This window comes from Hymenobacter humi (assembly GCF_042665855.1).
Lineage (GTDB): Bacteria > Bacteroidota > Bacteroidia > Cytophagales > Hymenobacteraceae > Hymenobacter > Hymenobacter humi.
In genome coordinates, this window is the sequence record NZ_JBHTEK010000001.1 from 3,977,235 (window position 1) to 3,994,864 (window position 17,630).

Annotated in this window: 20 protein-coding genes, 1 tRNA gene and 6 pseudogenes; 12 read left to right on the forward strand and 15 right to left on the reverse strand. The window is 62.9% G+C overall.

Annotated features, from left to right (window positions below; all coding sequences use genetic code 11):
- The first annotated feature begins 115 nt into the window (after positions 1-115).
- Complete coding sequence (locus ACFQT0_RS22365; RefSeq protein WP_380205285.1) at positions 116-484, forward strand: DoxX family protein; 369 nt, start codon at positions 116-118, stop codon at positions 482-484.
- Between the two features lie 127 nt (positions 485-611).
- Positions 612-2,392: pseudogene (locus tag ACFQT0_RS22370) on the forward strand (ABC transporter ATP-binding protein).
- 215 nt (positions 2,393-2,607) lie between these two features.
- Here the strand turns inward: ACFQT0_RS22370 and ACFQT0_RS22375 are convergent.
- The 4 genes and pseudogenes from ACFQT0_RS22375 to ACFQT0_RS22390 all read right to left on the reverse strand — a co-directional run.
- Entirely contained in the window at positions 2,608-3,438 is an 831-nt protein-coding gene (locus ACFQT0_RS22375; protein ID WP_380206107.1) for a polyphosphate kinase 2 family protein, read from the reverse strand.
- A 53-nt stretch (positions 3,439-3,491) separates the two neighbouring features.
- A complete protein-coding gene (locus tag ACFQT0_RS22380) occupies positions 3,492-3,713 on the reverse strand; it encodes a VIT1/CCC1 transporter family protein (protein WP_380206108.1) in 222 nt (73 codons plus the stop codon).
- Positions 3,714-3,828: 115 nt separating this feature from the next.
- A pseudogene (locus ACFQT0_RS22385) lies at positions 3,829-3,927 on the reverse strand (VIT1/CCC1 transporter family protein); the annotation flags it as partial.
- An 82-nt stretch (positions 3,928-4,009) separates the two neighbouring features.
- Positions 4,010-4,147: pseudogene (locus ACFQT0_RS22390) on the reverse strand (VIT1/CCC1 transporter family protein); the annotation flags it as partial.
- Positions 4,148-4,343: 196 nt separating this feature from the next.
- Here ACFQT0_RS22390 and ACFQT0_RS22395 point away from each other — a divergent pair.
- Positions 4,344-5,066 (forward strand): Dps family protein, encoded by a 723-nt coding sequence (locus ACFQT0_RS22395; RefSeq protein ID WP_380205286.1) that lies wholly within the window; start codon positions 4,344-4,346, stop codon positions 5,064-5,066.
- A gap of 92 nt (positions 5,067-5,158) precedes the next feature.
- Here ACFQT0_RS22395 and ACFQT0_RS22400 read toward each other — a convergent pair whose 3' ends face one another.
- Positions 5,159-5,533, reverse strand: coding sequence for a low affinity iron permease family protein (locus ACFQT0_RS22400; protein ID WP_380205287.1), 375 nt, complete (start codon positions 5,531-5,533; stop codon positions 5,159-5,161).
- A gap of 288 nt (positions 5,534-5,821) precedes the next feature.
- Here ACFQT0_RS22400 and ACFQT0_RS22405 point away from each other — a divergent pair.
- Positions 5,822-5,903, forward strand: a tRNA-Leu gene (locus tag ACFQT0_RS22405).
- Between the two features lie 228 nt (positions 5,904-6,131).
- Here ACFQT0_RS22405 and ACFQT0_RS22410 read toward each other — a convergent pair.
- Positions 6,132-7,139, reverse strand: a complete 1,008-nt coding sequence (locus ACFQT0_RS22410) for an NFACT RNA binding domain-containing protein (protein WP_380205288.1) — start codon at positions 7,137-7,139, stop codon at positions 6,132-6,134.
- Between the two features lie 5 nt (positions 7,140-7,144).
- Positions 7,145-7,624, reverse strand: coding sequence for a hypothetical protein (locus ACFQT0_RS22415; RefSeq protein ID WP_380205289.1), 480 nt, complete (start codon positions 7,622-7,624; stop codon positions 7,145-7,147).
- Between the two features lie 241 nt (positions 7,625-7,865).
- On the opposite strand from ACFQT0_RS22415, the gene ACFQT0_RS22420 reads away from it, so the two are divergent.
- A complete protein-coding gene (locus ACFQT0_RS22420; RefSeq protein WP_380205290.1) occupies positions 7,866-8,369 on the forward strand; it encodes a hypothetical protein in 504 nt (167 codons plus the stop codon).
- A 9-nt stretch (positions 8,370-8,378) separates the two neighbouring features.
- Here the strand turns inward: ACFQT0_RS22420 and ACFQT0_RS22425 are convergent.
- From ACFQT0_RS22425 to ACFQT0_RS22435, 3 genes and pseudogenes are all read right to left on the reverse strand, one after another.
- Positions 8,379-9,162, reverse strand: a pseudogene (locus tag ACFQT0_RS22425) (MBL fold metallo-hydrolase).
- Positions 9,163-9,250: 88 nt separating this feature from the next.
- Complete coding sequence (locus tag ACFQT0_RS22430) at positions 9,251-9,637, reverse strand: response regulator (protein WP_380205291.1); 387 nt, start codon at positions 9,635-9,637, stop codon at positions 9,251-9,253.
- Between the two features lie 59 nt (positions 9,638-9,696).
- Complete coding sequence (locus ACFQT0_RS22435) at positions 9,697-9,858, reverse strand: hypothetical protein (protein WP_380205292.1); 162 nt, start codon at positions 9,856-9,858, stop codon at positions 9,697-9,699.
- A 61-nt stretch (positions 9,859-9,919) separates the two neighbouring features.
- On the opposite strand from ACFQT0_RS22435, the gene ACFQT0_RS22440 reads away from it, so the two are divergent.
- Positions 9,920-10,156 carry a hypothetical protein gene (locus ACFQT0_RS22440; protein ID WP_380205293.1) on the forward strand — a complete coding sequence of 79 codons (237 nt, stop codon included), beginning with the start codon at positions 9,920-9,922 and terminating at the stop codon, positions 10,154-10,156.
- Here the strand turns inward: ACFQT0_RS22440 and ACFQT0_RS22445 are convergent.
- The 5 genes and pseudogenes from ACFQT0_RS22445 to ACFQT0_RS22465 form a co-directional block, all read right to left on the reverse strand.
- The gene (locus ACFQT0_RS22445; RefSeq protein ID WP_380205294.1) at positions 10,153-10,866 is read right to left on the reverse strand and encodes an ATP-binding response regulator; all 714 of its coding nucleotides are present in this window, start codon (positions 10,864-10,866) and stop codon (positions 10,153-10,155) included. The genes ACFQT0_RS22440 and ACFQT0_RS22445 overlap by 4 nt on opposite strands.
- Positions 10,823-11,092 (reverse strand): annotated as a pseudogene (locus ACFQT0_RS22450) (ATP-binding protein); the annotation flags it as partial. The gene ACFQT0_RS22445 and the pseudogene ACFQT0_RS22450, both read right to left, overlap by 44 nt.
- Positions 11,092-11,862 (reverse strand): PAS domain S-box protein, encoded by a 771-nt coding sequence (locus ACFQT0_RS22455; protein ID WP_380205295.1) that lies wholly within the window; start codon positions 11,860-11,862, stop codon positions 11,092-11,094. The pseudogene ACFQT0_RS22450 and the gene ACFQT0_RS22455, both read right to left, overlap by 1 nt.
- Positions 11,804-12,571, reverse strand: a pseudogene (locus ACFQT0_RS22460) (GAF domain-containing protein); the annotation flags it as partial. The pseudogene ACFQT0_RS22460 and the gene ACFQT0_RS22455, both read right to left, overlap by 59 nt.
- Positions 12,522-13,346 (reverse strand): PAS domain-containing protein, encoded by an 825-nt coding sequence (locus ACFQT0_RS22465; protein ID WP_380205296.1) that lies wholly within the window; start codon positions 13,344-13,346, stop codon positions 12,522-12,524. The pseudogene ACFQT0_RS22460 and the gene ACFQT0_RS22465, both read right to left, overlap by 50 nt.
- A 191-nt stretch (positions 13,347-13,537) precedes the next feature.
- Here ACFQT0_RS22465 and ACFQT0_RS22470 point away from each other — a divergent pair, with 191 nt between their 5' ends.
- The 6 genes from ACFQT0_RS22470 to miaA all read left to right on the forward strand — a co-directional run bounded on the left by ACFQT0_RS22470 (position 13,538) and on the right by miaA (position 17,629).
- Positions 13,538-14,368 (forward strand): glycosyltransferase, encoded by an 831-nt coding sequence (locus ACFQT0_RS22470; protein ID WP_380205297.1) that lies wholly within the window; start codon positions 13,538-13,540, stop codon positions 14,366-14,368.
- The gene (locus ACFQT0_RS22475) at positions 14,293-14,643 is read left to right on the forward strand and encodes a hypothetical protein (RefSeq protein ID WP_380205298.1); all 351 of its coding nucleotides are present in this window, start codon (positions 14,293-14,295) and stop codon (positions 14,641-14,643) included. Before ACFQT0_RS22470 ends, ACFQT0_RS22475 begins: the two co-directional genes overlap by 76 nt.
- A 71-nt stretch (positions 14,644-14,714) precedes the next feature.
- Positions 14,715-15,143 carry a hypothetical protein gene (locus ACFQT0_RS22480; protein ID WP_380205299.1) on the forward strand — a complete coding sequence of 143 codons (429 nt, stop codon included), beginning with the start codon at positions 14,715-14,717 and terminating at the stop codon, positions 15,141-15,143.
- A gap of 53 nt (positions 15,144-15,196) precedes the next feature.
- Positions 15,197-15,949 (forward strand): amidase, encoded by a 753-nt coding sequence (locus ACFQT0_RS22485; RefSeq protein ID WP_380206109.1) that lies wholly within the window; start codon positions 15,197-15,199, stop codon positions 15,947-15,949.
- The gene (locus ACFQT0_RS22490; RefSeq protein ID WP_380205300.1) at positions 15,939-16,376 is read left to right on the forward strand and encodes a hypothetical protein; all 438 of its coding nucleotides are present in this window, start codon (positions 15,939-15,941) and stop codon (positions 16,374-16,376) included. Before ACFQT0_RS22485 ends, ACFQT0_RS22490 begins: the two co-directional genes overlap by 11 nt.
- Positions 16,377-16,699: 323 nt before the next feature.
- A complete protein-coding gene (gene miaA, locus ACFQT0_RS22495; RefSeq protein WP_380205301.1) occupies positions 16,700-17,629 on the forward strand; it encodes a tRNA (adenosine(37)-N6)-dimethylallyltransferase MiaA in 930 nt (309 codons plus the stop codon).
- Position 17,630 lies beyond the last annotated feature (1 nt).

Sequence of the window (17,630 nt, forward strand, 5' to 3'; positions counted from 1 at the left end):
TGTATCAGCTCAACTTGGTATTGGGGTTAAAATATACTAGTTGCCAATACGTCCGTCTTAACTGGCTCACCTGACGGCGAGCCAGTTGTTTTCACGTCACACTTTTCCCATTCTTATGAGCCCTTCTGTACGCAACATCATCGCCTGGATTCTGCAAGTGCTCATTGCGCTGGCCTTCATCAACGCCGGCTTCCAGAAGTTGAGCCACGCGCCCGAGACCGTCACGATGTTTATGGGCCTGGGCCTGCCGAGGTGGTCGGCCTACCTCGTGGGCGCGGCCGAGCTGCTGGGCGGCCTTGGCCTGCTGTGGCCGCGCACGGTGCGCCTGGCCGCGGCGGGCCTCATTGTCATTATGCTGGGCGCCATCGTGCTGCACGCCACCAAGATTCCCGGCGGCATCGGCGGGGGCGCGTTTGCCATTGCCCTGCTGGTGGGCCTGCTCGTGATTCTGGCCCTGCGCTGGCCGGCCCGGCGGCTGGCCTAAGCTCGGCGGCGTAATTTTAGGGCAACTCCCCGGCTTCGGGCCCGGCGCAGGTGCGCCCGGCCCGAACCATTGCCGACCCGGCGGGTTGCTTGCGCGGGCGCGGGCGGCGCCGGCTTTTTCCTGCTTCATGAAAATACTGTATAGTTACCTCCGCAACTACTGGCCCCTGCTGGCGCTGGCCCTGGTGCTGGCGGCCGTCAACCAAATATTCTCGCTGCTCGACCCCTACCTGTTTCGCAAGCTGGTCGACCACTTCGTGCCCAAAAACGGCAGCGTGAGCGGGCTGCAGTTGGTGCCGTTCTGGCCGTTTTTCCGGGAAGCCATTCCCTACATCGGCATGATGCTGGGCGTGGCCATGGTGTCGCGCATCGCCAAAAACTTCCAGGACTACTACGTCAACGTCATCACCCAGCGGCTGGGGGCCAAAATGTATTCCGACGGCCTGCGCCACTCGCTGGAGCTGCCCTACCAGGTGTTTGAAGACCAGCGCTCGGGCGAAACCCTGGGCAAGCTCCAGAAGGTGCGCATCGACGTGGAGAAGCTCATCCAGAGCTTCGTCAACGTGCTGTTTACGGCCCTGGTGGGCATCATCTTCGTGATGTGGTACGCCATCACCGTGTACTGGCCCATTGCGCTGGGCTACTTCCTCACCATCCCGCTGCTGGGCATTCTGAGCTTTGTGCTCAGCAAGCGCATCAAGGTGATTCAGAAGACCATCGTAGCCGAAACCACGGCCCTGGCCGGCTCCACCACCGAGAGCCTGCGCAATATTGAGCTAATTAAAAGCCTGGGCTTAGCTCAACAAGAGACCCAGCGCCTGAACGCCACCACCGAGAAAATCCTGAAGCTGGAGCTGCGCAAGGTGCGCTACCTGCGCTCGCTCTCGTTTGTGCAGGGCACGTTTGTGAATTTGCTGCGCAACGTCATCATCCTGCTTTTGCTGTACTTGCGGGTGCAGAACCACATCAGCCTGGGCGAGTTTTTCTCGTTCTTCATCTACTCGTTTTCCATCTTCGGCCCGCTGCAGGAGTTGGGCAACATCATCGGCATCTACCGCGAAACCGAGATTTCGCTGGGCAACTTCCAGCAGATTCTCGACACGCCCAAAGACGTGAAGCCGGCCCACCCCAAGTCGGTGGCCCACATCGAGAACCTGGCTTTCGACCACGTCACCTTCAAGCACCTCACGGCCAAGGGAGCGGCGCTGTCTGGCATCACCTTCACCACCAAACTCGGCGAAACCATTGCTTTTGTGGGCCCCTCGGGCTCGGGCAAGACCACGCTGGTGAAGCTGCTGGTGGGCCTCTACCCGCCCCTCTCCGGCCAGATTCTCTACAACGGCATCCCCGGCTCCGAAATCGACCTCGACGAGCTGCGCGAGCAAATCGGCTTCGTGACCCAGGACACCCAGCTCTTCGCCGGCACCATCCGCGAAAACCTGCGCTTTGTGGCGCCCCAGGCCACCGACGAGGAATGCCTGCTGGCCCTGCGCCAGGCCGCGGCCGACAATCTGCTGGCCCGCGCCCCCTCGGCCTCGACACCGTGCTGGGCGAAGGCGGCGTAAAGGTCTCGGGCGGCGAAAAGCAGCGCCTCAGCATCGCCCGGGCCCTGCTGCGCAAGCCCACCCTCATGGTGTTCGACGAAGCCACCTCGGCCCTCGACTCTCTTACCGAAGAAGAAATTGGCAAGACCGTGCGGGAGCTCTCGGGCTCGCGCCAGCACATGACCATCCTCATAGCCCACCGCCTCAGCACCATCCTCCACGCCGACCGCATCTTTGTGCTCGAGCGCGGCCACATCGCCGAGCAGGGCCGCCACGAGGAGCTGCTGCAGCAAAAAGGCCTCTACTACGCCATGTGGCGCCAGCAGATTGGCGAGCGCAAAGAGGTGGCTGCAGCAGTAGCCTAGCAGAACAACAAGCTCCCCTCCTTTTTTAAGGAGGGGATGTTCGAGCCGCAGGCTCGGACGGGGTGGTTGCCCTCGTTGAACGACACCCGAACAATTCCAGCTCAACTTGTTCTGCCACCTGTCGTTCGGGTATCGTTCAACGAGGGCAACCACCCCACCAATTTGGCAGTTGAGCATCCCCTCCTTAAAAAAGGAGGGGAGCTTTTCGTTCTAGACTACTCAATCACAATCGACTTCGGGTCGAATTTCACCTTGGGCGGCTTGGGGTTCATTTCCTCGAGCGCGGCCACCACAATCTCCGTGATGGCCAAATCCCGGGCCCACTTCTGGTTGGCGGGGATTACAAACCAAGGCGCATCGCCCGACGAGCAGTGGCGGAAGGCGTCTTCGTAGGCCTCCTGGTACTTCGCCCAATGGGCCCGCTCCTTGAGGTCGTTGGGGTCAAACTTCCAGGTTTTGCTGGGGTCGTCGAGGCGGGCCTGCAGGCGCACGGCCTGCTCTTCCTTGGAGATGTGCAGAAAGAACTTGAGTATGGTCGTGCCGCTGTGCGTCAGCAGCTCCTCGAAGTGGTTGATGTCGCGGTAGCGCTGCTTGCAGGTTTTCTCGTCGATGAGGCCATGCACGCGGGTAATCACCACGTCTTCGTAGTGCGAGCGGTTGAACACGCCGATGTGGCCTTTCTTGGGCACCTGCGGGTGCACGCGCCAGAGAAAATCGTGCTTGAGCTCCTCCACCGACGGCGCCTTGAACGACGCCACGTGCACCCCCGCGGGGTTTACGCCCGTGAGCAGGTTCTCGATGGCGCCGTCTTTGCCGCCCGTGTCCATGGCCTGCAGCACGATGAGTACGCTGCGGGTGTGCTCGGCGTAAAGCAGCTCCTGCAGCTCGCTGAGCCGCTTGCGCAACACCAGCAGGCGCGGGCTGGCTTCCTGCTTGTCGTCCGGGTCGTACTTAAAAGGCGTAATGTCGTCGGGGTCCACCGCGGCGAGGCGAAAGGACTTGTCTTTGACGTAGACGGCGGGGGTTTTGGGCGGTTTGAAGTTCATGAGGGACGGGGCTTGGGCGACGCTCGTTTGTACGCAAAGCCTCGCCGCGAAGCTTAGCCACTTATCAGCCGCGCAACGCCATAAGCCGCCACGGCGGCCAGGGCCCCTACCACGGCCATTTTCAGGGCGCCGGCAATGGGCGGCTGGCCGGTCATCCGGCTTTTGAAGTAGCCAAACACCAGCAGACACACCAGTGTGATAACCGCCGACCACGCCAAGCCCTGCGTGGGCGTATCGGTAAAGAAGTAGGCACTGAGCGGAATCAGCCCACCCACCGCGTAGGCCGTGCTGATGGTGACGGCGCTTTTGTGCGCCTGCCTGGGGTCGGGCTCCTGCAGGCCCAGGCTCGTACTTCATCATGAAGCGCACCCACTGCTCGGGGTCGGCGGTAAGCTCGGCCACGGCCTGGCTGCGCACGGCGTCGGAGAGGCCCATTTCGGCCAAAAGCTCGTCTACTTCGGCGCGCTCGCGGTGGGGCACTTCCTGCACCTCGCGGTGCTCCCGGGCCAGGCTCGGCGGCGTAGTGCTCCACTTCGGTGCGGCCGGCCAGGTAGCCGCCCAGGCCCATGGCAATGCTGCCGGCCACGATTTCGGCCAGCCCCGCCGTTATCACCAGGCTTGAGGAGTCGACGGCCCCGCTGAGCCCGGCCGCCAGCGCAAACGGCACGGTGAGGCCGTCGGACAAGCCAATCACCACGTTCTGCAGCATGGCCGAGCCTGGTGAGGTGGTACTCGGCGTGCGGGCCAAGGTGCGGTTCGACGATAGCGGGGTCGTTCATGGCAGGAAATTGAGCTGGAATGGCACGGAAAAATTAACTCCGTCTGGTGCTTTACGTACGCTGGAATAGAATTTTCTGTCCGGAATTGTTTCGGCTATTTCTTTCACCTCATCCGCTCTCATCATTATGGCATCTTCCGCCAAAACCGCTGCCCCCAAAGCAACCGCTACCAAAAAAGCCGCTCCGGCTGCCAAAAGCGCGGCGGCCCGCTCCACCAGCAGCACCGGCCGCAGCACCAGTAGCGCCAACGCCGGCAAAGGTGCTGGCAGCAACGCCGCCGTCGACATCCAACCCCGCCTGAACCAGCAGCAGAACGCCCCCTCGCCCACCCAGCGCTACGGCACCGTGAGCCAGCGCCTGCCCATCGGCCTGAGCGAACCCACCCGCCGCGACAGCGTGACCATGCTCAACCAGCTGCTAGCCGACACCATCACGCTGCGCGACATGTACAAAAAACACCATTGGCAGGTAGTGGGACCCACTTTCTACCAGCTGCACCTGCTATTTGACAAGCACTACGAAGAGCAGGCCGTGCTGGTAGATGCCATTGCCGAGCGCATCCAGATTCTGGGCGGCGTGGCCGTGGCCATGGCCCACGACGTAGCCGAACTGAGCAGCATTCCCCGCGTGCCCCGCGACCGCGAAGAAGCTCCCGTGCAGGTGTCGCGCCTGCTCGACGGCCACCAGCGCATCCTCAAAAACTGCCACGACTACGCCGACAAAGCCGACGAAGCCGGCGACGACGGCACCAACGACCTCATCGTGAGCCAGCTGGTGCGCACCAACGAAATGCAGGTGTGGTTTGTAGCCGAGCACGTGGTAGACTCGCCCCTCACCCAGGCCGAATAAGTGGCTTGCCACTAGTAGCCCACGCAAAGGGCGGCTGCAGAATCTGCAGCCGCCCTTTTGCTTTTGGTAGCTCAGTGGAAACGTAGGCGTAGTTAGCCCAGGTGAGCCGCCACCTTCTGCTTGTTGTTGTCCTCGGCTTCCTCAATGGAATGGGTGGTGCCCAGGCTGTTGTCTTTTTTCGCCATTTCCGACAACGCACAGTAGAAGTCGTGCAGCGTTTTGATTTCCTCTTCGGAGAAGTCCTGCGCGTTTATCAGGCGGTTGCTCGAGCCCTTGGTGGCGGCAATCAGCTCGTTGAGCTTGAGGTGCAGCACCAGAGAATCCTTGTTTTGGGCCCGCTGAATGAGAAACACCATGAGAAACGTGATGATGGTAGTGCCGGTGTTAATGACCAGCTGCCAGGTTTCGGAGAAGTGAAACAAGGGCCCGGTGGCGGCCCACACCACGACCATGCCCGCCGCAATCATAAAAGCCTGGGTTGAGCCCGAAAATTTGGTAATGCTCCCGGCCAAGCGTCCAAAAAGCGACCCGGAAGCGGGAGTTTCTGAGGAATCCATAGAGGAAAAGCGGATAAGTGGAACGATACGCCCAGCCAAGCTCTACGGATATGGCCCGCAAAAGTCTGAAACATGGGCTGTTGACGAAAAAAGCACAATAAGGTTGTACAGCCGAAAAGCGCCGGCTATCTTTGCACCCGCTTCGCAGCCTCAGCGAAGCCGGTTTCGGCCGAGTTGCCCGGTTTAGTTGCTCTATTTGCGCACGTGGTGAAACTGGTAGACACGCCATCTTGAGGGGGTGGTGCCTTCGGGTGTGGGAGTTCGAATCTCCCCGCGCGCACGCAAATGCAAAGCCCGTTCCAATAACTTGGAACGGGCTTTTTTGCTTTCAGGCGTTTTATGGTGGTCATGTAGGGCGGAACCTCACCCCCGGCCCCTCTCCAAAAGAGAGGGGAGCCGAACGACACCCAAACGGCGCGCGGACGCGGACTACAGAGTCCGCGCTACATGCGCGCCGCTGTGGTTCTCCTCTCTATTGGAGAGGGCCCGGGGACTGCCTCCCCCGTCCCTACAAGGCATCGACTCCATCAAAAGGGTTGCCGGGCTTCACCAGCACCACCCGCTCGCGTTCCACTACCACCTGGCCCGGCAGTGCCCCTTTTGGCTTACGCACGAATTTTTTAGGTGTCACCGTCACGGGGCACAAAGTGTCGTGTTGGCGGCGCGAGTACCAGCCGGCCAGCTGCGCCGCGTGCTCGACCACCGGTTCGGGCACGGTTTGGCCGGCCCGGTGCCGGATGACAACGTGCGAACCCGTCACGTCCTTGGCATGCAACCAGAGGTCGTCTTTATGGGCGTATTTCTGGGTAAGCAGGTCGTTGTTGGCGGCGTTGCGGCCCACCAGAATAGTGAAGCCTCGGTCTTCAAATACCTTAAAGGGTAGTTCGGTCGCCGCCTTGGCCGCAGCGGGTGCAGGGTCTAAGCCGTGCTGCTTGCGCCAGGTGCGCAGGCCCCGCAGCTCGGCCAGGGCGGGCAGCTGCTCCAGCTCTTCGAGGCGCTCGAGGGCCGTGAGGGCTTCGGCTTCGCGCCGGACGATGCGCTCGGCGAGCTGGCGCTCTTCGATTTGCTGGTTTTTGCCTTTACGGTACAGGTTTTCGGCGGTGCGCTGGGGCTTTTCGGTGGGCTTGAGCTTGATGAGCTTGGGCAGATTGGTGTAGAAATCCAGCACTTCGACCTGGGCGGCGCCGGCCGGGATGTCGTGCAGGTTGGCCATTATCAGGTCGGCGGTGTGGCGGTAGCCCGCCTCGTGCGCCAAGGCATGCAGGCGCTGGCGGGCGTGCGCGGCGGCGGTACTGGCTTCGTCGGCGCGGCGCTCCAGCATTTGGCGCAGCTGCCTGGTTTCCATTTCCAGGGCGCGGCGGCCCAGGGCCATAGGCACAAAGCGGCGCAGGGCCGCAATGGGGTCGTTGCCGGGCAGCGCATCGAGCAGGTCGCCTAGGGGCAGCAGGCTGAGGCGCGTGCGGCCGTCGAGTTGGATGATGTAGTAGTGGGCCGGCTTTTCGAGTTGAGCCAGCACTTGGTTTACCAGCCGGGTTTTGGCCTCGGGTGGCGCTGCGTCGTAGCCGTGCTCGCGCAGGTAACGGAGGGGCAGGTCGGCAAGCGGCGGGGGAGCTTGCCCACAGCGGGCGGCGTGGCGGCGGCTTGCGGCTTCAGGTCGGCGTCAGCCAGCAGCTTCTGTTGGAATAGTTGAGCTGCAGCGTCGGGCGCGGGGCGAAAGATGGCGTTGGGCCGCGGCCCGTAGAGCTTGAAGACCAAGCGGGCGCCGCTCCGGAAATTGAGCTGCAGCACCCGGTCCTGCGGCCAGGGCACCACGGTTTCAACTTGCTGGCCTAGGAGGTCGGGAAACAAATCGACGGAATTGGCGCGGGCCCGCTGGAAGGCTTCGGGCAGGGCGACGGCGGGGAAATTGGCGCCCGCCTGCGCTTTCAGCCAGAACTCCCTGGTGCCATCGGTGAGGCCTACTACCAGCTCGTCTTTTTCCTGCGAAAAGCACACGGCCACGCGGTAACCCCGCAGCCGCTCGGTGAGTGCGGGGGCCAGGCTGGCGCAGGAAATAATAGTTGGTGTGCATAAAGACAGGGATTACAAATTGAGCTAACCGGATTCTACTATCCACCAAAAAATGGGCCCGCGATAGAAGAAGAACAAAGTTGGGCTGGCTCGGCGCAACCATTGAGCCAAGGCAAAGGTCAGGCTTGCACCGGCAGCACTGTGCTACGGGCTTATTCTACTTGCCATCACTGTGAAAAAGTACGTTTTTCTCGCCGCCTGCGGGCTTCTCCTTGCCGCTTGTTACAAAGCAGACACCACCGACGGGCCGGCGCCCGTAGCGGCCGGGTTCGACCAAGCCTTTACCCTCCAATATCGGCAGGAAGCCGAGCTTCCGCTCCGCCAGTCGCCGGAACTCACCATCGGGCTGGCAGACCTAAGCTATAGCTTTTGCCCACCAAATGCGATGTGCTTTGCGCCCGATTTTGTGGCTCCCACCCTGCGTATAACCGATGCCCAAGGGCTGACGCGGGAAGTGAAAATGCCGGCTTTCGGCCACGAACCCCGCAACCAAGGGTGGATTGACAGCACCAGCATTCGCGCCAATAGCCGCCGCTACGTGCTTTATTATACGAGTTGGAATACGAGTTGGAACCGCAGAAAAGCTACCTCTTCCACCTGGATTACATCCAAAAACAGCATCAATAGTCAGAAGCAAGGCATTACCGTTCAGCTGCGCGTCGCCAAGCCGAACTAAAGAATTGGGCTAACCTAAGGTGTCCGATACCTGCACCTTTAGCCCGTCGTACGCCAGCCGCACCCACGGCGGCAGCTCGGCTTCTACGTCTTGGTGGCGGCCCGCCTGGTGGCTGATGTGCGTGAGGTAGGCCCGCTTGGGCCGCACCACTTCCAGGATTTCGAGGGCCTGGGCCAGGGTGAAGTGCGAGATGTGCTGCTCGCGCCGCAGGGCATTGAGCACGATGACATCGGCGTCGCGCAGCTGCTCGAGGGTTTCGGGGCCTATCTGGTTGGCATCGGTGAGGTAGCAGAAGCCCCCGATGCGAAAGCCCAGCACCGGCAGCTTGTGGTGCATGGCCCGCAGGGGCTGCACAGGCACGCCCAGCACGTCAAACGGCACGTCGTCGCGCTCGATGGGGTGCAGGCGCACGCGTGGCACGCCGGGGTACTTGTGCTCGGCAAAGATGTAGGCAAACTCCTGCTGCAGCTGCCGCAGCACGCGCGGCTCGCCGTACACGGGCATATCGGTTTGCTGCCGGAAGTTGAACGCCCGGATGTCGTCGAGCCCGGCGGTGTGGTCCTTGTGCTCGTGGGTAAAGAGCAGCGCGTCGAGCCTGCGTGATGCGGGCGCGCAGCATCTGCTGGCGGAAATCGGGCCCGGAATCAATCACGAAGCTGTAGCCCGCCACGGCCACGTGCACCGACACCCGCAGGCGCTGGTCGCGGTGGTCGAGCGAGCGGCACACCTCGCAGGTGCACCCTATCATGGGCACGCCCGAGGAAGTCCCGGTTCCTAAGAAGGTTACAACCATTTTAATGAAGAATGAAGAATGAGGAATGAAGAATTAGAAGCCGTTAAAGCAATTCTTCATTCCTCATTCTTCATTCTTCATTGCTGATTTAGCTCACGTACTGCTTCACTACGCGCACCAGGGCGTCGAAGTCCAGCGGCTTGGGCAGGTAGTCGGTCACGCCGGCCTCGCGGAATTGGTCCATCGAGTAGTTGTTGGCATTGCCGGTGATGGCGATGATGGGCAGCTTGTTGATTTTTGGGTCGGCGTGGGCGCGGATTTCGCGCGTGCACTGCATGCCGTCCTTGATGGGGATGTTGATGTCCATCAGCACGCAATCGATGGGGTTGTTTTCGATTTGCTTGAGGACCTCGCCGCCGTTTTTTGCCAGCACGATTTTATACTTCTGCAGCTCGAGGATTTTTCGGGTGAGGTTGAGAATTACCGAGCTATCCTCAGCAATCAGAATGGTTTTGGTGGAAGAATCTGCTGACATAAGCGGTGGGGTTGAAGTTGGGTCAGGGGGTAGAAATAGAAAGAAAAAATCGGCCGCAATTAGACAGCGGATGCATTGGTAGCACGCTCCACGGCGCTGGGATATTCCGCAACGAAGCGTGCAAAGTAATGTTCTAAAAGTTGAAAACCTACCGCTACCTCGTCGGTACGGCCGGCCTTCACCTCGTGTTCGAGGTGGCGGGCCTGGGCGGCCAGGGCCACGCCGCCCAGCGTAGCCGCCGTGCCCTTGAGCCTGGTGGAGCATGGGCAGTAGCTCCGGGTAGTGGGCCGCGGCCACCACCGGGGCAGACTCGCGCAGCAAATCGCCGGCTTCCTGCTCAAATTCCTGGTAGAGCTCAGTAGTGAATTCGGGGCCGCCCAGCTCAATAAGCTGATTGAGAATGGCGTGGTCGAGCGTCGGCTCAGCTTCTTCCAGCACGGCGGGCGTTGGCTCAACGGCAGGCGTCGGCGTGGCCGGGGCCGAAACCGCGGGCGTACCTACCGTGGGCGCCTCTACTAGTTCAGCTGTGGTGCCGGGGTCGGGGCCGGCGGCTGCGGGGGCGCTGGCCGAGCGGGGCGCAGCCAGCGGTGCAGCACTTCGTAGAGGTGGCGGCTTTTCACGGGCTTGCCCACGTAGTCGTCGAGGCCCTGGCTCATGAAGCGGCCGGCGTCCTCCTGCATCGAGTACGCCGTCATGGCCACCACGGGCGGGCACTGGGCGCCCAGCACCTTCCGGATGGCCGCCGTGGCCGCGACGCCGTCCATGTCCGGCATCTGGATGTCCATGAATATAATGTTATAGTTGGCCGTGGGGGCCGTGGCCAGCGCAATGGCTTCGGGCCCGCTGCCGGCCACGTCCACTTCGCAGCCCAACTTGGTGAGCAGGCGCAGGCCCACCTTCTGGTTGATGGCGTTGTCGTCGACGAGCAGCACGCGGGGCACAGCCGCAAAGGGCTGAAACACGGCCTCGCGCACCGGCGCGGCCGCCGGCATGTCCTCCAGGCGGGCTTCGCGGGCGCTGATGGTGAACCAGAATACGCTGCCCTCTCCTTCGTCGGAGAGCACCCCAATCTCGCCGCCCAGCAGCTCCGAGAGCTGCCGGCTGATGCTCAGACCCAGGCCCGTGCCGCCGTAGGCTTTGCTGGGCGTGGTGTCGAGCCTGGGTGAAATTGGTAAAGAGCAGGCTGGCGTTGTCGCTCGAAATGCCAATGCCGGAGTCCTGCACCGCAAAGCGCAGGGTGTGGTGGTCGCCGTCGGTGCTCACGCTGGACACTATGATGGCCACCGTGCCCTCGTTGGTGAACTTGATGGCGTTGGCCACCAGGTTGGACAGGATTTGCAGCAGCCGCACCTCGTCCGTCATCACGTAGCGCGGCGTGTGCGGCGTGATGTGGTAGGTGAAGCGGATGTGCTTCTGCTCGGCCCGGTAAATAAACAGCGAGCGGATGCGCTCCATCACGGCCTGCAGGCTCGATGGCGCTTTCGTGCACCTGCAGCTTGCCAGCCTGGATTTTCGACAGGTCCAGGATGTCGTTGAGGATGGTGAGCAGGGCGTCGGAGCTCTTGCGCAGCGTGTCCACGTAGTCGAGCCTGCTCGTCGGTTTCCACGGTCTGGTCGAGCAGGTCAATCATGCCGATGATGCCGTTCATGGGCGTGCGCAGTTCGTGGCTCATGTTGGCCAGGAACTGGGTTTTGGCTTCCAGGGCGGCTTCGGCGGCGTCTTTGGCCTGGTGCAGGTCGTCCTGCATCTGCCGGATTTCGGTTACGTCGCGGGCAATGCCCTCGGTGGCGAGGCTGGCGTTGTCCACCATGCGGGCGTTCACGAGCACGCTCACCGGGTAGCCGTCCTTGTGCCACATCTGGGTTTCGAAGTTGCGCAGTCCCCCGTTGCGCTCAATTTCGGCCGCCGCTTTGGGAATGTCGTCGGGGTCCACGTAGTAATTCTTCACGGGCTGGCCCAGCACGTCTTCGGGCGCGTAGCCCAGCACCTCGTGCACGGAGGGGCTCACGATGATGACCAGTCCGTCTTCGTCGGTGCGGTAGTAAATGTCTTGGAACGACTCGAAGATGGAGCGGAACTTCTCTTCCTGGGCTTCCAGGGCCAGCCTGGGCCCGTTTCTGCTCGGTAATGTCGTGGGCAATGGCCGAGATTTCCTCGAAGGAGCCGTCGCCCAGGTATATCGGGTTGAGGTAGATATCGGTCCACACTTCTTTGCCGCGGGCATCGTGCAGCCCCATTTCAAAGCGCTGGGGCTGGCCCTTGGCAGCGGCTTCGTAGTGCTTCACGAAGGCATCGCGCGCCTCGGCCGGCATGTGGGCCAGGTCCGATTCCCAGAGGTTGAGGCCGCGCACGGGGTACATGCCATTGCGCCGCAGAAACAGGGCCGCGTAGTTGCGGTTGTAGTTCATGAGGTGCGCGCGGGTATCCACCGTCCACATCACGTGCGAGCCGCTTTCGAAGATGGCGTTCAGGCGGGCAGTTTGCTTGCCAATTTGCTCTTCGTTGCGCTTGCGCTCAATAGCCAGGGCCACCTGGTTGGAGATGAAGTGCAGCACGTCGAGGTCGCCGGGGGTGTAGGCGTCGGCGCGGCTGTAGTCCTGCACGGCCAGCACGCCGATAATGCGGTCGCCGATGCTCAGGGGCGAGGCCAGCATTACCTCCGGCACCAGGCCATAGGCCGTGATGGTGCCGTTGCGGATGAGGTGCTGGTAGTCGGCGTGGGTGAGGTAGCGCGGCTGCCCGCCGGCAATGATGTACTCCGACACGCCCGACGAAAACGGCATGGGCCCGTGCGGCCGGTGCTGGGGGTGCTGGTCGACGTGGTAGGCAAACTGCAGCTGCGTGCGGGCGTCGTCGCAGAGGGCAATGAACAGGTTGCTGGTCTCAATAATCTTGCTCAACTCGCGGTGAATGGCCCCGTAGAGGCTGGGCAAGTCCTTGGCCGAGATGGCCAGGTTGGCAATGCTGTAGTAAACCTTCTGCAGGCGCTCGGCCTTGATGCGGTCGGTGATGTCGTGCAGAATCGCGCGGCTGCTCACCGGCTGGCCCTCCTCGCGCACCACGCTCATGCTGCCAATGAGGTGCACCGGCTTGCCCACGCTGGTCAGAAACACGGTTTCGACCTTGTTCACGGGCTCGCCGTCGTAGAGGTTGCGCAGCTGGTAGAGCAGCTTGGCTTTGTAGTAGGGGTGCACCACGTCGGCCAGGGTGCGGGTGGCCAGGCTCGGCGTCGGTGTAGCCCAGTTTTTCCTTCCAGGCTTTGTTCACAAACAGGAAGTTGTTGTCGGCGCTCAGGTGCTGCACCAGGTCCTGGGCGTTGTCCAGAAAGTCCTGCAGGTGGGTGCTGTTGCCGGTGAGCGTGGGCGTAGCCATGCTGGTGGGGCCCGGCTCCTGCCCTACCATCCACACCCCGGTGATGGTGCCGGCCTCGCGCGTGAACCCCGTGCGCCAATGCATGAGGCGCGGGTGGCCGCCCCGGATAAGCACCGGGCGCTGGTAGATGGGCTCGAGGGTTTCCGTGGCAATCATCACCGCGAATTGCCGCTGCCGGTTGGCGCGGTCGCTCGGGGGCGTGAACATTTCGAAGCCCCGCTGCCCCAGCACCTCCTCGCGGCTATAGCCCACCATCGTCAAAAACGCGTCGTTGGCTTCGATGACATTGCCCTGAACGTCGAGCAGCACATACACCTGCCCCAGCTGGTCGAGCATCGTGCCCAGGGCGGTGCCACGGGCTGGGGCGGGGAAACAACCGGAAGTGAACTCATGTACCGAAGCGTAATGCCTGCGAATATTTCCTGCTAAGATAGCCAACTTCCCGGCGAGCCGGAGTGTAAGCCCGAGTGTAAATTTGCCCAAAATATAACGCGCGGCCGCCTCCCCGGGCCGTGCTACCCCGCTCCTTGCCGCCCCGTCCCGCCCGCCTGCTGCTCTTCGCCGTCACCACCGACCTGTGCTTCGACCAGCGGATGCAGCGCATTTGCGGCAGCCTGGCCGCCGCCGGCTACCGGGTGCAGCTGGTGGGCTGGCAGCGGCCGGCCTCGCCCCCGCTCACACCCCAGCCCTATGCCCAGCACCGGCTGCGGGGCTGGTTTCAGCGGGGCAAGCTGTTTTACCTGGAATACAACCTGCGGCTGTTCTTCTACCTGTTGGGCCAGCGAGCCGCCGCGTGGTGCGCCGCCGACCTCGACACCGCCTTGCCCGTGTGGCTGCGGGCCCGGCTCGGCGGCCAGCCCTTCGTGTACGACGCCCACGAGCTGTTCACGGAAGTGCCCGAGGTGGTGGCCCGGCCGGCCGTGCAGCGCGTGTGGCGTTGGGTGGAGGGCTTTATTGTACCGCGCGCCCGGCTGGCCTACACCGTGGGGCCCGCTTTAGCTCAGGTTTTTGAGCAGCGCTACGGCCGGCCCTTCGCCGTGGTGCGCAACGTGAGCCGCCTGCAGGAACCAGCACCAGAGCCCATCGCCTCCTCCCCTACCGGATACATCCTCTACCAGGGCGCCCTGAACGTGGGGCGCGGCCTGGAAAGCCTGCTCGACGCCATGCCCCAAGTGGCGGGCCGTCTGGTAATTTGTGGCGAAGGCGACCTCTCGGCCGCCCTGCGCGCCCGGGCCGATAAGCTGGGGCTGAGGGCCTCGGGCAAGGTTGAATTTCGGGGTTTGTGCTGCCGGCTGCGCTGCGCGAAGTCACGCGCCACGCGGCCGTGGGCATCATGCTGCTCGAAAATATTGGGTTGAGCTACTACTATTCGCTGGCCAACAAGTTCTTCGACTACGTGCACGCCGGCATTCCGCAGGTACTCATCGACTTTCCGGAGTACCGCGCCCTCAACGAACAATTTGACGTGGCCGAACTGGTGCCCGACCTGCACCCCGATACCCTGGCCCGGGCCCTCAACCGCCTGCTGCGCGACGAGCCCGCCCGCTACCAGCACCTGTCCGAAAACTGCCGCCGCGCCGCCCGCAGCTCAGCTGGCAGCACGAGGAAAGGTGCTGCTGCGCCTGTACAATGAGGTGGTGCCACTTGCGGCAGCGGTGCCGCAGCCGCAGTAGCTTTGCTTAGTCCTTTTAGCCTCTCTCCCGCATGAAGAAAGTATTCCCCGCGCTGCTGCTGAGCGGTGCCTGTTTTGCCGCCGGCGCCTTCGTGGCCCGGCCCACGGCGCCCGATGAAATCACGGTGCCCATGCTGCGCGCCGCCCAGCAGGTATTTGGGCTGAACTTCAACGACGCCCAGGCTCGACTCCACCCGCCGCAACCTCACCGGCTACCGCGAGAGCTACGAGGCCCTGCGCAAAATCCCGCTGCCCAACAGCGTGGCGCCATCGGTGCAGTTCGACCCGCGCCCGCTGCGTATGCGGCAGGCCATGCTGGCAGCCACCAAGAACGACGCCGGCAAGCTGCCCCAAACCGCCAAAGTCAAGCTGCCCGCCAACCGCGACGACCTGGCCTTCTACACCGTGCGCCAGCTCGGCGAGCCTGCTGCGCACCAAGCAGGTCACCTCCGAGGAGCTGACCAAGTTCTTCCTGGCCCGCCTGAAGAAGTACGACCCCAAGCTGCACTGCGTCATCACCCTCACCGAGGACCTGGCCTTGCAGCAGGCCCGGCAGGCCGACCAGGAAATCAAGGCCGGCAAGTACCGCGGGCCGCTGCACGGCATCCCCTTCGGCGTGAAGGACTTGTTCAGCGCCAAAGGCTACAAAACCACCTGGGGCTCGGTGCCCTACAAAGACCAGACCCTGGATGAAGACGCGGCCGTGGTGGTGCGGCTGCGCGAGGCCGGCGGCGTGTTGCTGGCCAAGCTGACCTTGGGTGAGCTGGCCCAGGGCGACGTGTGGTTTGGCGAGAAAACCCGCACGCCCTGGGACGTGACCAAAGGCTCGAGCGGCTCGTCGGCCGGGTCGGCGTCGGCGGTGGCGGCGGGGCTTTTGCCGTTTGCCATCGGCACCGAAACGCTGGGTTCTATCATCAGCCCCAGCACGGCCTGCGGCGTAACCGGGCTGCGCCCCACCTACGGCCGCGTGAGCCGCGCCGGCGCCATGGCCCTGAGCTGGACCATGGACAAAGCCGGCCCCATTGCCCGCTCGGCCGAGGACTGCGCTATGGTGCTGGCCGCCCTCACCGCCGCCGGCCCCGATGCCCGCGACCCCGCCACCATGCTGGCCCCCAACGCCTTCCGCTACGCCTTCAATGCCAATATCAAGAAGCTGCGCGTGGGCTACGTGAAAGCCGCCTTCGACCAGAACTACCCCACCAAAGCCAACGACCAGGCCACGCTGGACGTCCTGCGCAAGCTGGGCGTGGAGCCTGGTGCCGATTGAACTGCCCGCCATCTCGCCCGGCGCCATGCGCTTCGTGCTCACGGCCGAGGGCGCCGCGGCCTTCGACGAGCTCACCCGCTCGGGGCGCGACGCCCAGATGGTGCTGCAAAACCGCTCGGCCTGGCCCAACACGTTCCGCTCCTCACGCTTTATTCCGGCCGTGGAATACCTGCAGGCCCAGCGCGTGCGCAGCCTCGCAATCGAGCAGATGGACACCCAGGCTCAAGGGCCTCGACGCGTACATCGCCCCCTCCTTCAGCCCCAACCTCACGCTCACCAACCTCACCGGCCAGCCTGCCATTGCCATCCCCAACGGCTTCACGGCAACCGGCCTGCCCACCACCATCACTTTCATGGGCCAGCTCTACGAAGAAGGCAAGCTCCTGGCCCTGGCCAAAGCCTACCAGGACGCCACCGAATTCGATGAGAAACACCCCAATCTGTAATAACTGGGAATAAGGAATGGGCGAACGACAAAACTCCCCTCCTTTTTTAAGGAGGGGATGCTCAACTGCCAAGTTGAGCTGGGGTGGTGAAGTCGTTGAACGATGGGCGAACGATTGGGATAGAACGAGTTGAGTTAGAATCGTTCGGGTATCGTTCAGCCATCGTTCAACGAGTGCAACCACCCCGTTCGCGCTGAAGCGCGAACATCCCCTCCTTAAAAAAGGAGGGGAGTTTTGTCGTTCGCCCATTCTTCATTCTTCATTCTTCATTCCTCATTCCTCATTCCTCATTAAGCGCAGCGTCTTGCTTCCTCCTTCCATTTTAGCTCAACTCGCGCCTACGGCGGCCGACCCGCGGCCGGTGCTGCTCACCATTGCCGGCCCCACGGCAGTAGGCAAAACGGCCCTGTGCGTGGAGCTGGCTCAGCAGTTTCATACCGAAATAGTGTCGGCTGATTCGCGGCAGTTTTTTCGGGAGCTGAGCATCGGCACGGCCAAGCCCACGCGCGAGGAGATGCAGGGTGTGCCGCACCATTTCATCGACAGCCACAGCATCAGCGAGGATTATAGCGCCGGGCGCTTTGCCACCGATTGCCAGGCGGTGCTCACCGAGCTGTTTAAGAAGCACCCGCTGGTCATTCTTACCGGCGGCTCCGGGCTCTACGTGCAGGCCGTGACCGATGGGCTCGACGAACTGCCCAGCGTGCCGCCCGAAGTCCGGGCCCGGCTCCACGCCGAGCTTGCGGCCCACGGCCTACCGCATCTGGTAGCCGAACTGGCCGAAACCGACCCCGTGGCCCACGCCCGCATCGACCGCCAAAACCCCCAGCGCGTGGTGCGGGCCCTGGAAATAACCCGGGCCACCGGCCGGCCCTTCTCCAGCTTCCACACCCAAAGCCCACCCGAGGAAAACCCGTTGTTTCGGAACGTGAAAGTGGCCCTCACCCGCGAGCGGGAGGAGTTGTACCAGCGCATCAACCTGCGGGTGAAGCACATGCTGGCCGCCGGCCTGCTCGACGAAGTGCGCGGCCTGCTGCCCTACCGTCACCACCACGCCCTGCAAACCGTGGGCTACCAGGAAATCTTCGGCTACCTCGACGGCGAGTACGATTGGGAAGAAGCCGTGCGTCTGCTGCAGCGCAACACGCGCCGCTACGCCAAGCGTCAGCTCACGTGGCTGCGCCGCGACCCAGCGTACCAGTGGGTTTTATTAGGGCAAGGGGTATGGAGGTAAG

Excerpts from the sequence above, each read along its gene's own strand:
- ACFQT0_RS22480 (WP_380205299.1), top strand. The coding sequence starts at position 14,715 with ATGAAGAAAGTATTCCCCGCGCTGCTGCTGAGCGGTGCCTGTTTTGCC.
- ACFQT0_RS22465 (WP_380205296.1), bottom strand. The coding sequence starts at position 13,346 with ATGCTCGACCAGCTGGGGCAGGTGTATGTGCTGCTCGACGTTCAGGGC.
- ACFQT0_RS22400 (WP_380205287.1), bottom strand. The coding sequence starts at position 5,533 with ATGATTGCGGCGGGCATGGTCGTGGTGTGGGCCGCCACCGGGCCCTTG.
- ACFQT0_RS22365 (WP_380205285.1), top strand. The coding sequence starts at position 116 with ATGAGCCCTTCTGTACGCAACATCATCGCCTGGATTCTGCAAGTGCTC.
- ACFQT0_RS22430 (WP_380205291.1), bottom strand. The coding sequence starts at position 9,637 with ATGTCAGCAGATTCTTCCACCAAAACCATTCTGATTGCTGAGGATAGC.
- ACFQT0_RS22455 (WP_380205295.1), bottom strand. The coding sequence starts at position 11,862 with ATGCCCGCGGCAAAGAAGTGTGGACCGATATCTACCTCAACCCGATAT.
- ACFQT0_RS22375 (WP_380206107.1), bottom strand. The coding sequence starts at position 3,438 with ATGAACTTCAAACCGCCCAAAACCCCCGCCGTCTACGTCAAAGACAAG.
- ACFQT0_RS22395 (WP_380205286.1), top strand. The coding sequence starts at position 4,344 with ATGGCATCTTCCGCCAAAACCGCTGCCCCCAAAGCAACCGCTACCAAA.